The 13508-nt window shown below is 50.0% G+C and carries 13 protein-coding genes and 1 tRNA gene; 2 read left to right on the top strand and 12 right to left on the bottom strand.

What is annotated here, in order from left to right:
- From NC856_RS07195 to rlmE, 11 genes are all read right to left on the bottom strand, one after another.
- Positions 1 to 657 carry a 3-oxoacid CoA-transferase subunit B gene (locus NC856_RS07195; RefSeq protein WP_264089749.1) on the bottom strand — a complete coding sequence of 219 codons (657 nt, stop codon included), beginning with the start codon at positions 655 to 657 and terminating at the stop codon, positions 1 to 3.
- Positions 650 to 1315: a CoA transferase subunit A gene (locus NC856_RS07190; protein ID WP_404802317.1), complete on the bottom strand. Its 666-nt coding sequence runs from the start codon at positions 1313 to 1315 to the stop codon at positions 650 to 652. Before NC856_RS07190 ends, NC856_RS07195 begins: the two co-directional genes overlap by 8 nt.
- Positions 1316 to 1353: 38 nt before the next feature.
- A complete protein-coding gene (locus NC856_RS07185; RefSeq protein ID WP_264089747.1) occupies positions 1354 to 2661 on the bottom strand; it encodes an MFS transporter in 1308 nt (435 codons plus the stop codon).
- A 240-nt stretch (positions 2662 to 2901) separates the two neighbouring features.
- Positions 2902 to 3888 carry a LysR family transcriptional regulator gene (locus tag NC856_RS07180; protein ID WP_264089746.1) on the bottom strand — a complete coding sequence of 329 codons (987 nt, stop codon included), beginning with the start codon at positions 3886 to 3888 and terminating at the stop codon, positions 2902 to 2904.
- A gap of 123 nt (positions 3889 to 4011) precedes the next feature.
- A complete protein-coding gene (locus NC856_RS07175) occupies positions 4012 to 4686 on the bottom strand; it encodes a Crp/Fnr family transcriptional regulator (RefSeq protein WP_264089745.1) in 675 nt (224 codons plus the stop codon).
- 273 nt (positions 4687 to 4959) lie between these two features.
- Positions 4960 to 5046, bottom strand: a tRNA-Leu gene (locus NC856_RS07170).
- Between the two features lie 49 nt (positions 5047 to 5095).
- Positions 5096 to 5428 carry a preprotein translocase subunit SecG gene (gene secG / locus NC856_RS07165; protein ID WP_264089744.1) on the bottom strand — a complete coding sequence of 111 codons (333 nt, stop codon included), beginning with the start codon at positions 5426 to 5428 and terminating at the stop codon, positions 5096 to 5098.
- A 249-nt stretch (positions 5429 to 5677) separates the two neighbouring features.
- Entirely contained in the window at positions 5678 to 7015 is a 1338-nt protein-coding gene (gene glmM, locus NC856_RS07160) for a phosphoglucosamine mutase (protein WP_264089743.1), read from the bottom strand.
- 8 nt (positions 7016 to 7023) lie between these two features.
- A complete protein-coding gene (gene folP, locus NC856_RS07155; protein ID WP_264089742.1) occupies positions 7024 to 7857 on the bottom strand; it encodes a dihydropteroate synthase in 834 nt (277 codons plus the stop codon).
- Positions 7858 to 7981: 124 nt separating this feature from the next.
- Positions 7982 to 9916 (bottom strand): ATP-dependent zinc metalloprotease FtsH, encoded by a 1935-nt coding sequence (gene ftsH, locus NC856_RS07150; protein WP_264089741.1) that lies wholly within the window; start codon positions 9914 to 9916, stop codon positions 7982 to 7984.
- Positions 9917 to 9972: 56 nt separating this feature from the next.
- Positions 9973 to 10602: a 23S rRNA (uridine(2552)-2'-O)-methyltransferase RlmE gene (gene rlmE / locus NC856_RS07145; protein WP_264089740.1), complete on the bottom strand. Its 630-nt coding sequence runs from the start codon at positions 10600 to 10602 to the stop codon at positions 9973 to 9975.
- Between the two features lie 199 nt (positions 10603 to 10801).
- Here rlmE and yhbY point away from each other — a divergent pair, with 199 nt between their 5' ends.
- Positions 10802 to 11095: a ribosome assembly RNA-binding protein YhbY gene (gene yhbY / locus NC856_RS07140; RefSeq protein ID WP_264089739.1), complete on the top strand. Its 294-nt coding sequence runs from the start codon at positions 10802 to 10804 to the stop codon at positions 11093 to 11095.
- Between the two features lie 128 nt (positions 11096 to 11223).
- On the opposite strand, the gene greA is transcribed toward yhbY, so the two are convergent.
- Positions 11224 to 11700, bottom strand: a complete 477-nt coding sequence (gene greA / locus NC856_RS07135) for a transcription elongation factor GreA (RefSeq protein ID WP_264089936.1) — start codon at positions 11698 to 11700, stop codon at positions 11224 to 11226.
- 269 nt (positions 11701 to 11969) lie between these two features.
- Here greA and dacB point away from each other — a divergent pair, with 269 nt between their 5' ends.
- The gene (dacB, locus tag NC856_RS07130) at positions 11970 to 13403 is read left to right on the top strand and encodes a serine-type D-Ala-D-Ala carboxypeptidase (RefSeq protein ID WP_264089738.1); all 1434 of its coding nucleotides are present in this window, start codon (positions 11970 to 11972) and stop codon (positions 13401 to 13403) included.
- The last annotated feature ends 105 nt before the right edge of the window (positions 13404 to 13508 follow it).

Raw genomic sequence — 13508 nt, 5'->3', positions numbered from 1 at the left:
TCAGGAAAATTGCGTTAATGTCTCTGAAATCCGCAGTGTTGCCGCGGTTTGCGCAATCACCGCTTCGACGGTGGTATCCACGGCGATTTCACGCAGGAGCAGGCCGTTGTTAACCTCAATAACGGCTTTTTCCGTCACGATCAGATTGACCTGACCGACCGCGGTGAGAGGGAGTTGGCAGCGCGGCAGGATTTTAGGCTGGCCTTTTTTATCGCAGTGTTCCATGGCGATAATGACCCGCTTCGCACCATTGACCAGGTCCATCGCGCCGCCCATCCCCGGTACCATCTTGCCGGGGATGATCCAGTTAGCCAGATTACCTTCCTGATCCACCTCCAACGCTCCCAGCACGGTGACGTCAACGTGGCCACCGCGAATAATGGCGAATGAGAGGGCGCTATCAAAAAATGCCGCACCGGGAACGACGGTCACGGGTTGTCCGCCGGCGTTTGTCAGATCGGCATCAATATTTTCCTTCCCCGGCATTGGGCCCAGCCCCACCAGCCCGTTTTCAGATTGAAAAATCACGCCCAGAAGGTCATCTACATAGTTGGCAACCAGAGTGGGCAGACCGATGCCGAGGTTAACCAGATCGCCTTTATGCAGTTCTTGCGCCACCCGACGGGCGATACGTTCCCTGACAGCATGCTTATCCATGACCTGATTCTCCTTTCACCAGATAATCGATAAAGATGCCTGGCGTGTTGTAACGGTCGGCGGCGGTACAATCCATTGGTACGATGTTCTCGCACTCTGCAATCACCACACGGGCGGCGGTTGCCATCACGGGGTTGAAGTTTTTGGTGGTCTTGTTAAACATTGCATTGCCAGCCCGGTCAGCAATGGAACAGCGGATCAGCGCGACATCTGCCTGCAACGGTCGTTCCAGCAGCCATGACTGGCCGTCAATCATCACCTGCTGCTTCTTTTCCGCCACTACAGTGCCAAGACCAGTTCGAGTGAGTACGCCCCCCAACCCAGCGCCGCCGGCCCGGATACGCTCCACCAGCGTTCCTTGCGGAACCAGTTCGGCTTCCAGATCTGCACGGGATATTTGCTTGCCGGTTTCCGGGTTGAGACCAATATGCGAGGCAATAATCTTTTTTACCTGCTTATTCACCACGAGTTTGCCGATCCCGCGATCGATAAAACCGGTATCGTTGGCAATAATAGTTAAATGACGCACGCCCCTGGTGATGAGCGCATCAATAATATTTTCCGGCGTACCGACTGCCATAAATCCGCCGATCATAATCGTCATTCCATCTTCGATCATTGCAGCTGCCTGTTGCGCTGATATTTGCTCTTTTTCCAGCATGGTGTTGGCCCTGAATAAAATCTGTTAATACGTCATTACGCGATGGAAATATCTTCCTTTCCTTTACATTGATCCCTAATCATGAAGATGAGTACGGCAGCGATAATATCGAGACCAATAAAAGAGATATAAGCGGCGTCGTAATCACCGGTATATTTAAGGCTGACGGCGACAACCGCAAAGCAACTGACGCGGAATAAACAAGCGATGGTCGAAACCAGTCGGTTGGCCGCGGCAAAGTCATAACGTCCATAAACGGTACCGACCATTGACGTACACAGTTCTTTTATCCCGGCGATGCTGGCGCCGACCATCAACAAGGTGAAATACGTAAAGAGGTTGCTACCACGGACGAGCATGCAAGCATGAGTTAGCGCGAAAAAGAATGCATAGGCGATACTGGCTTTACGGGTACCGATCTTCACGTCCATCCAGCCCCAGAAGTAGCTGAAAATGGCGCAGATCAGCGCAGCGCTGGTAAACATCCAGACAGCAGTCTCTTTCTCATAACCGACGGAGATCAAACGTGGAATAAGCTGACTGACCACACCGATATCCACCAGCCACAGCAGGCCGAAACCAACGGAAATCAACCACATATCTCTATCACGAAACAGCACGCGGTAAGTAAATGGACTTTGATAATCAACTTGCGCCGCAAGGTTAGCCGCCTGCTGCTCGCGCGAGATAGGTTCATTATCTGGATACAGTCCCAATTCTTCCGGCGTGTTGCGGATCCAGAAGATAGAAATGACGCCGAGGGTGATCAGCGCTCCGCCAACCACACCATAGGCGCCCGGCACGCCAAAACGTTCGAACAGGAAAAACATGATGGGAATGAGCGTCGCGGTACAAAATGACATCCCCATCGTCGCCCAGCCCAGGGCAAGGCCTTTTTTGCGTGGAAACCAACTGTTGAGCAACGTGGCAGGCACGTTAAAACAACAACCGGTCGCCAGCAGGTTCATGAGCGCGAGGCCAATGGCATATTCCATATAGGAGGTCACGCGACCAAACCAGATCATGGTCAGACCGAGCGCCAGCAAACCGACGATGGCGACGATTTTGGCTCCTCTGCGTTTGATCATTTCGGCGATCATCAGGGCGCCGATAACGCCGATCCAGCCCGCGGGCGTGGAAAAGGATAATAGCGTGGCGAAATCCCAGCCGTGCAGATCGACAAAACTCTGCACGATGACGTTCAGGCCATCGGCGGTCCAGGCGGCAAAGTTGTAGTACATCAGCATACTAAAGCCGACCATACTCCAACCCCAGCCGCCAAAGTTGCTGCGGGTGTTGGAAGGGGGGGATGTTGACGCTATAATTTTATTTGTATTTTGCATAATCCTCACCCGGTTAATAAATTTAATCATTTTTTCACTGGCTTATATAAAAGACAGCATGTTTTTTATGAAAAAAATCGACTGCGGGTAATATTTTTTGTAAGGGATAAGTCACATACTAAAATAAGATTAACAACCTAACTGCGCTGCTGGAATAGCATAAATAAAAACAAGCTTTTCAAATATGCAAATCGTTATTTAGAGTGAAACCACATTGATTAGCATTAATAAACCACATTGCTATTTTGTAAAAATAGTATTGTGTTGTTCAATTAAATAGTGTTTAAACGATGAAACACATTCGGTAATCTGACTGCGCGCCGGATAATAAAGATTGAGTAACCATTCTGATGTTTTCATGTCTTTAAATAGCGGGACCAACTTACCCTTGGTAATATCCCGATGCACGACATATTCTGGCAGATATGCAATGCCCGCTGCGGAAATCACCGCTTTATGTAATAAGGTGCTGTCGCAGACCTCCAGGGATTTCGGGATTTTAAAGAAATGTCGCTCATGGTTAATCTCATATGACCAGTCGTTACTGCCGGTCAGGGAACTGGCGAAAAGGCAACGGTGATGAACCAATTCTCTGGGATGCAAAGGCGTGCCGTTCATTAACAGATATTGCGGTGCCGCAACGGTGACAAAAGGTTCGGCGATCAGATTACGTTTCACCAGAGGTAACTCTTGATCCCGTTGCTGACTTTGCGCGTTAACCGCGCCAATAATAATATCGTGATCCTTCCAGTTCTGAATGCCGAACGCAGAAACCTGCACAGCAAAATTCACTTCTTGGTTGCCTGCAAGATAGTTCGCCACCACCGGGATCAGATACTTTTCGGCATAAACCGGTGTGCAGCAGATACGGATCGTGCCGCGGCGTTGGGTCGAAAAATAGGTGAGTTCACGCTTAAGCTGGCTGACTTTATCGCCAATCAAACAAAAATTGCGGTACAGATAATCTCCGGCGTCGGTAAGCGGCATTGCCTTGTTATTGCGGCGATACAACAGGCAACCAATTTCTTTTTCCAGATCGGACAGCCAGCGGGAACCGGATGAAATGGAGATCCCCATCCGCTCCGCGGCAGATGAAATTGAGCCCGTGGTCACCAGATTCACGAAAAACATCATTCTGGTCATGATATGCGGATCGGACAAGGAAGCATCCAGGGACCGAGGAAGGGCTAAAGCCGCAAAACGATAATCTTCACCGTGCATAGCCATGATTTTGCTCCAAAGAGAAAAGTTGGTTGCTTATCCTGGCAGGTAACGGGGCGGAGAAATGGAAAGAATTGACATTTGATGCACGAGACGGTTCACATTTCAGGCATTAAATGAATGGTGAATTTAACAGGCGGCGACACGGCGTAATCCATCAATATCCAGGACTTCGATATGCCCATAGTTGAGTGCAATCAGTTGCCGGTCTGCAAAATGTTTCAGCGTTTTCGCCACAAACGGACGTGAAAGACGCAGACATTCGGCCATAAACTGCATGCTGAAAGGAATATAGTGTTCGTTACGCGTCCCATGCTGGCCTTCTTCGCAATCTACCAGAAAAGCCGCGATGCTGGCCTCACGTGAGGCGACTTTATGGGTGTATATTACTCTGTCCAGATCATTGAGCCGCTCGGTAATGGAATCGATAACTTGCATTTTTAGCTCATCGTGCTGGGCTAGTAAATGGATGGCACTGGCGCGGGGCAGGATGAGCAGAGCTACATCGGTCATAGCGATAAAATTGCGATCCAGCGGCGCATTTTTCCAGATAAAATTAAACAGGATCAGACGGCCAACCGGAACATGACTCAGCAGCGTCTGGTTTCCGTTAGCGTGATGGACACTCGTGAAGAGATGGCCTTTTAGCGTCCAGGCAATCACTTCGACATCAGCGCCCTGATGAAACACAATGCTGCCCGCTTTTTCGCATCGGATGCGTGTCTTACGACACAAAGACTGCTGTAAAGGGGCGGGAAATGTGTTCCATCCTGGAATGTTCGTAATGGCGTCTTCAGCGAGCATAAGCACTCCTCTGTCAGCCCTGGGGGATTCCATTGTCGGTAAATAAAGTCAGGTTTATAAGTCGCAGATGCGTAAGTTGTGATAGTTCTCAAAGAGAATAAATGGCAGCGTTAAGGCTACGCTGTAGTGAGGCGTACCTGAACCGCCCCGATTTTCCGGGAGCGTTTTGAGTCGGTGTGGTTGTCAATCCAGGGCTGCATCACAGAAAATAAACAATGCCGCTTTATTGTATACAAAAAAATAGACGTCCATCGACGTCTATTGATTCTGTATTGGTACCGAGGACGGGACTTGAACCCGTAAGCCCAATCGGGCACTACCACCTCAAGGTAGCGTGTCTACCAATTCCACCACCTCGGCATCAAAATAACTTTTGCACAGTAACGACTATCGTTAATACTTCAAACCATTACTGCGGAATATCGCTGGCTGGTGCAGCAGGCGCGGCAGGCGTTGTCGTTTGCTCCGCGTTCTCTGGCTGGCTCAGGTTATCCCAGGCGCTGCCTTTCTTCTGCAATGAACTCATATTTCCCAGCACCAGGCTGATGATGAAGAACAATGCCGCCAGTATCGCCGTCAGGCGAGTCATAAAGTTACCGGAGCCGCTCGAACCGAACAAAGTGGCAGAAGCACCTGCTCCGAACGAAGCGCCCATATCAGCACCTTTACCTTGTTGCAGCATAATCAAGACAACAAGGCCGATCGCTACTAACAGGAAAATGACTAAAAGAGCTTCGTACATAGTTGTACCTGTGACCGTTTTCCCCATAATCAATGGAGAATGCTATATTCTTGCGGTAAACCGCGTCTAATCCGCTAAATCGAATGAACACTCATCCCATATCAAGCGGGTCTGAATACTAACCAAAGGCTGTAGAGTACGCAAGGGTAATTTGACCGTCGTTTGCTGATTGAAGAAAAAAACAGCGGCTTTCAGCATATGATAATAACCGAAAGCCCTATGTATTTGTTTGACAGGGTTTAACGCCCTTTAACCCACTGCCTTTACCGCATCCGCAATCCGATTCGCAAATTCAATTACCGTTGCTTCATTTTCACCTTCAACCATGACGCGAATCAGCGGTTCAGTACCCGATTTACGTAACAGAACACGTCCTCGTCCAGTGAGATCTTTTTCGACATCCTGAGTCACCTGCTGCACGGTTTTATCCTCCAGCGGATCGTGTTCGCCAGAGAAACGCACATTAACCAAAATCTGCGGAAAAAGTGTCATGCCGCTGCATAAGTCATGCAGACTCATGTGGTTTCTGACCATCGCCGTCAGCACTTGTAAACCGGCGATCACGCCGTCGCCCGTCGTGGTTTTATCCAGCAGAATCACGTGGCCGGAGTTCTCGGCCCCGATACGCCATCCTCTTGCCTGCATCATTTCCAGCACATAACGATCACCGACTTTGGCGCGGGCAAAAGGAATGCCCAGTTGCTTTAACGCCAGCTCCAGGCCCATGTTGCTCATCAGCGTGCCCACCGCGCCGCCGCGCAATTGTCCCTGACGCAAACCTTCACGGGCAATGATGTACAGAATCTGGTCGCCATCTACTTTGTTACCCTGGTGGTCAACCATAATCAGACGATCGCCATCGCCATCAAATGCCAGTCCAACATCCGCTTTCTCAGCCAAAACGCGGGCCTGTAGCTGTCTGACATCCGTCGCACCGCATTCTTCATTGATGTTCATTCCATCCGGTTCACAACCAATGGAAATCACTTTGGCGCCCAGTTCGCGCAACACACTTGGCGCAATGTGGTATGTGGCGCCGTTCGCACAGTCAACCACGATTTTCAAGCCGCTGAGACTGAGTTCGCTGGGAAACGTACCTTTACAAAATTCGATGTAACGACCTGCCGCATCGACAATACGGTTTGCCTTCCCTAATTCCGCGGACTCCACACAGGTCAACGGTTTTTCCATCTCGGCTTCAATGGCTTCTTCCACCTCATCGGGCAATTTGGTACCGTCAATAGAGAAGAATTTAATACCGTTATCATAGTAAGGATTGTGTGAAGCAGAGATAACGATCCCGGCTTCAGCCCTGAAGGTACGAGTCAGGTAAGCAACCGCGGGTGTCGGCATCGGTCCCGTAAAAGAAGCGGACAAACCGGCTGCCGCCAGCCCCGCTTCAAGAGCAGACTCCAGCATATAGCCGGAAATTCGGGTGTCCTTACCGATAATGATCTTACGGGAACCGTGGCGCGCCAAGACCTTACCCGCCGCCCAGCCAAGTTTCAGCACAAAGTCAGGCGTTATCGGTGTATCGCCAACTTTGCCGCGTACGCCGTCCGTCCCAAAATATTTGCGATTACTCATAGTTGTTTTTATTCCTTTGCTGCAAGCGTCGCTTCAACAATGCGCATGGCATCAACGGTTTCTTTTACATCATGCACGCGGATGATTTGCGCGCCTTGCATCGCAGCAATCACCGCACACGCCACGCTGCCCTGGACGCGTTGTAATGGCGGCACCTTAAGTAGTTGACCAATCATGGATTTTCTGGACATCCCCACCAGCAACGGCAGTCCAAAGCGATGCAATTCCCCCAGCCGGGCCAGAAGCTCGTAATTATGGGCCAAATTCTTACCAAAGCCGAAGCCGGGATCAAGTAATAGCTTATTTTTCGGAATATTGCCGTTCACGCAACGATCGATATGCTGTTGTAAAAACGCCCCGATTTCCGCCATCAAATCGTCATAATGGGGATCATGCTGCATGGTTTTCGGCCCCCCTTGCATGTGCATCAGACAGACTGGCAGCCCCGTTGCCGCCGCCGCTTCTAAAGCACCCGGCTCTTGCAGCGATCGAATATCATTGATCAGGTGCGCACCGGCTTGAGCAGAGGCAGTAATGACCTCCGGCTTTGAGGTATCGACGGAAATCCATACATCAAAACGTGCGGACAACGCTTCAACCACCGGTACTACACGCGCCAGTTCCTCTTCGATACTCACATCATCAGCACCAGGGCGAGTCGATTCACCGCCGATATCGATTAATGTGGCGCCAGCGGCAATCATCTCCTGAGCATGATATAACGCGGCCTCTACAGTGTTGTGTTTGCCGCCATCAGAGAATGAATCAGGTGTAACATTGAGAATGCCCATAACATTGGGGCGAGACAGATCCAGGATTGACCCTCTGGCAATTAATTGCATGACATATTCCTCGACATCAAGGGCTTATCTTAAACGTTTTCCAGCAAACTCATTAGTAAAAAACCCCAGCTTTTAAGCCGGGGTTTGCAGAAACACTACGTGCAACAAAATATAATCTGACGCGTTATTTATCGCTCAGTTGTTCTGACATCGTATTACCCGGATTTGGGGTATTGGGTTCATCAACTGGCGTTGGCGCCTTTGGCGAACCGCCGTTATCAGAATTACTATCCGAGCCAGACTCCTCCCAGCCTGCCGGCGGGCGAACATCTTTACGCGCCATCAGATCATCAATCTGCGGGGCATCGATGGTTTCATATTTCATCAACGCGTCTTTCATTGAATGCAATATGTCCATGTTTGCCATCAGCAACTCACGCGCACGCACATAATTCCGCTCAATCAGGGATTTCACTTCCTGATCAATGATTCTGGCCGTTTCATCAGACATATGTTTGGCTTTCGCAACGGAACGCCCCAGGAACACTTCGCCTTCTTCTTCGGCATACAGCAACGGCCCCAGTTTTTCAGAGAAGCCCCACTGTGTGACCATATTGCGTGCAATGGATGTTGCTACCTTAATGTCATTCGACGCACCGGTCGAAACCTTTTCCGCACCATAGATAATTTCTTCGGCCAGACGACCGCCGTACAGGGTGGAAATCTGGCTTTCCAGCTTCTGACGACTGGCGCTGATCGCATCGCCTTCCGGCAGGAAGAACGTCACACCCAACGCACGGCCACGTGGAATAATCGTCACTTTATGCACCGGATCGTGTTCAGGAACCAGACGACCAATAATCGCGTGTCCTGCTTCGTGATAAGCCGTTGATTCTTTCTGTTGCTCGGTCATCACCATAGAACGGCGCTCAGCGCCCATCATGATTTTGTCTTTCGCTTTTTCAAACTCGACCATCGACACAACGCGCTTGTTACCGCGTGCGGCGAACAATGCCGCTTCATTGACCAGGTTAGCCAAATCCGCACCGGAAAAACCCGGCGTACCACGCGCGATCACAGAGGCATCAATATCTGGCGACAAAGGCACTCGACGCATATGTACTTTCAGAATCTGCTCACGGCCTCGCACATCGGGTAAGCCAACAACTACCTGACGGTCAAAACGGCCTGGACGCAGTAACGCAGGGTCGAGTACATCGGGACGGTTAGTCGCGGCGATGACAATAATGCCTTCGTTGCCTTCAAACCCATCCATTTCAACCAGCATCTGATTCAGCGTCTGCTCACGCTCATCGTGGCCACCGCCCAGACCCGCGCCACGCTGACGACCTACCGCATCGATTTCGTCGATAAAGATGATGCAAGGCGCCGCTTTCTTGGCCTGCTCAAACATGTCGCGAACACGGGAAGCACCGACACCGACGAACATTTCAACGAAATCAGAACCAGAAATAGTAAAGAAAGGTACTTTCGCTTCACCGGCGATAGCTTTTGCCAGCAACGTTTTACCCGTACCCGGCGGCCCGACCATCAGGATACCTTTCGGTATCTTGCCGCCCAGTTTCTGGAAACGGCTTGGCTCACGTAAATACTCGACCAGTTCGCTTACTTCTTCTTTTGCTTCGTCACAACCCGCTACGTCAGCAAAAGTCGTTTTGATCTGATCTTCCGTCAGCATCCGGGCCTTGCTTTTGCCAAAAGACATGGCGCCTTTACCGCCACCGCCTTGCATTTGACGCATGAAGAAGATCCAGACACCAATCAATAGCAGCATTGGGAACCAGGAAATGAAGATCGAAGCCAGCAGGCTTGGTTCTTCCGGTGGTTCTCCAACGACTTTCACATTCTTCGTTAGCAGGTTATCCAGTAGCTTGGGATCATTGACAGGAATATAAGTCGTGTATCGGTTGCTATCTTTTTTGATAACACTAACTTCACGCCCGTTAATACGTGCTTCACGGACCTGATCCTGATTCACTTCAGTCAAGAAGGTTGAATAATCCACCCTACGGCCATTCGACTCGCTGGGCCCGAAGCTCTGGAATACGGACATCAGCACTACTGCGATGACTAACCAGAGAATCAGGTTTTTCGCCATGTCACTCAAGGGATTAACCTCATATTACAACTGTGTTAAAAAACAGCGTTAGGGTACTACAGTTTGCGCCCTGTCGCTACAATATACACTTCACGCGACCTGGCGCGCGAAGCATCTGGCTTACGAATCTTCACCTTCGTAAACAGGGAACGAATTTCCCGCAGGTATTCATCAAAACCCTCTCCCTGAAACACTTTCACCAGGAAACTTCCGCCTGGCGCTAATACATCCCGACACATTTCAAGCGCTAATTCAACCAGATACATCGATTTCGGGATATCAACCGCCGGTGTACCACTCATGTTCGGGGCCATGTCGGACATCACCACCTGAACCTTGTTATCCCCCACTCTCTCCAGCAACGCTTTGAGGACCAATTCATCACGAAAATCACCTTGAAGGAAATCGACACCAACAATAGGATCCATCGGTAAAATATCGCAGGCAATGATACGGCCTTGTCCGCCGATCTGCGTCACCACATACTGCGACCAGCCACCCGGCGCGGCGCCTAAATCAACCACGGTCATACCCGGTCTGAACAGTTTGTCGCTCTGCTGTATTTCATCAAGTTTAAACCAAGCTCGTGAGCGGAGTCCCTTTTTCTGCGCCTGTTGCACATATTTATCGCTAAAGTGTTCCTGCAACCAGCGACTGGAGCTAGCAGAACGCTTCTTATTAGCCATCTGTTTTCCAACTATTCTTGTAAGACGCTCTCGGTGAGTGGAAACGGTTTATCCGCGCGGACGCGGGGAACACTTTACTATTTCTTTCCCTGCATTTTTCTCTTCTCACATATCTCCAATCGACATCGTGAGATTGGTTATAATCATGAGATGGCGGTAGAATGACCCGTTTTCAATCCCAACCTAAGCAAAAAAGACAATGAACCTAAGTAACAAACAAAAACAACACCTGAAAGGTCTGGCGCATCCGTTAAAACCGGTTGTCATGCTGGGCAATAATGGCCTCACCGAAGGTGTTCTGGCTGAGATCGAACAGGCTTTGGAGCATCACGAACTGATCAAAGTAAAAATCGCTACCGAAGATCGCGAAACCAAGGCTTTGATAGTTGAAGCAATTGTTCGCGAAACCGGCGCCAATAACGTTCAGGTCATCGGCCATACGCTGGTACTTTATCGTCCGACAAAAGAACGTAAAATTGTGTTACCACGATAGCAATTTTTATTTCAACATAAGCTGTTTTAACGGAAAGGTGCCATGCCTGCCTGTTAGAGAAAAGGCCGCGAGCGGCCTTTTTCTTTTCTTTACAAACTTTGCTGTTTTAATCGCCAATCCAGAAAAAATTACAAATATTCAACCTTGATGATCTCATATTCAACATCACCGCCCGGCGTATTGATAACCACCACATCGTCTTCCTCTTTGCCAATCAAACCGCGGGCAATCGGGGAATTAACAGAAATCAGATTTTGTTTAAAATCCGCCTCATCGTCACCGACGATACGATAAGTCTGCTCTTCTTCATTATCCAGATTCATGACGGTCACCGTCGCGCCAAAGATCACACGACCGTTTGAGGACATTTTCGTTACATCGATAACCTGAGCATTAGAGAGTTTAGCTTCGATATCCTGAATTCGACCTTCACAAAAACCCTGTTGTTCACGCGCTGCATGGTACTCCGCATTTTCTTTCAAATCACCGTGCTCGCGGGCTTCAGCAATCGCGGCGATAATCTCGGGCCGACGAACTGATTTTAAATACTCAAGCTCTTCGCGTAATTTTTCCGCGCCACGCAACGTCATCGGAAACTGTTTCATATTGTCTATACCTCTAAAAAAATCCGTTAGACTTACAAAGTCGTTGTCATCCTGACTGTTAAAAATTAAATACGGCATCGTGTCTGCGCACGACAGCGCTTTCCGGGCGTAAAACAAAAGCAACCAGTCCCGGAACAAACTGTCCAGGCCGGTATCGATTTTGCATTTTGATACGTATTTTAACCCAGAGTTCCATGAGGGTCATCGTTTACTTTAGACCGTGTTGCGCCGTAGTATGACCACACGTTACCCTGTTGTTAGCTGAGATTATGCGTTTTTCATCGATTGTTACCGGACTTGCCTGCGCTTTTATTCTGCATGCCAATGCAGCGACTGTTGAAGATCACATCCAATATTTGCCTGATGGCGCCAATCTAGCGCTGGTTGTGCAAAAAATCGGGGCGACCACACCGGCAATGGCCTTTAACAGCCAACAAATGGCGCTACCCGCCAGTACGCAAAAGGTGATAACCGCATTGGCGGCACTACTCCAGTTAGGCCCAGACTACCGTTTTGTGACCACAATGGAAAGCCATGAGGCCGTCAGTAACGGGATATTACGTGGCGATCTGATCGTCCGCTTCAGCGGCGATCCTACTCTGAAGCGCCAGCAAATACGCAATATGGTGCTGGAATTAAGAAAGCGTGGCATACAGGAAATTGCGGGGGACGTCATGATCGACACATCAGTGTTCGCCAGCCATGACAAAGCACCAGGCTGGCCATGGAACGACATGACGCAGTGTTTCAGCGCGCCGCCTTCCGCGGCGATTGTCGATCGCAACTGCTTCTCCGTTTCTCTCTATGGCGCGCCCAAAGCTGGCGATAACGCGTTTATCCGCGTGGCTTCTTACTATCCGGTACAAATGTTCAGTGAAGTACGCACCTTGGCAAAAGGCTCTCCAGACGCGCAATACTGCGAACTGGACGTTGTGCCGGGAGAACTGAATCGTTTTACGCTAACCGGTTGCCTGACTCAGCGGGCTGAACCGCTGCCACTCGCGTTTGCCATTCAGGATGGGGCCAGTTACGCCGGGGCCATTGTAAAAGATGAGCTTCAACAGGCGGATATCAGAATCAAAGGCAATTTGCGCCGCCAGACTCAACCGGGCCCCGCCGGTACAGTGTTATCGCAGACCCAATCCGCGCCATTGCATGATCTACTGACCGTCATGCTGAAAAAATCGGACAACATGATTGCGGATACGGTCTTCCGCACTATCGGGCATGAACGCTTCAATGTGCCGGGCACCTGGCGTGCCGGGGCTGACGCCGTGCGTCAAATATTGCGTCAGAAAGCGGGAATCGATCTGGGTAACAGCATCGTTGTCGATGGTTCAGGCCTATCGCGCCACAATCTGATCTCTCCGGCAACCATGATGCAGGTATTACAATATATCGCTCAGCACGATCAGGAACTGAATTATATTACGATGCTGCCGCTTGCAGGTTATGACGGAACGTTACGCTATCGGGGCGGATTACATGAAGCAGGTGTGAATGGTAAAGTTTCCGCGAAAACCGGCGCATTGCAAGGCGTTTATAATCTGGCTGGTTTCATTACCACGGCAAGTGGCCAGCGGATGGCGTTCGTTCAATTCCTTTCCGGTTACGCCGTTCCGCCGGAAGACCAGCGCTCGCGCCGGGTGCCTCTGGTGCGGTTTGAAAGTCGTTTATACAAAGACATTTATCAAAGCAATTAATCCAAAGTAAAAAGCACAGCATATTTCTGCGCTGTGCTTGCTTGGAATGAGTGGCCTGACAGCCATTTCTCATCGGGCTGGATATGATTTATCAGCCCGGATGAC

Source organism: Brenneria izbisi (assembly GCF_025840185.1).
In the GTDB taxonomy this organism is placed as follows: Bacteria; Pseudomonadota; Gammaproteobacteria; order Enterobacterales; family Enterobacteriaceae; genus Brenneria; species Brenneria izbisi.
This window is presented reverse-complemented; position numbering and strand designations above follow the sequence as displayed.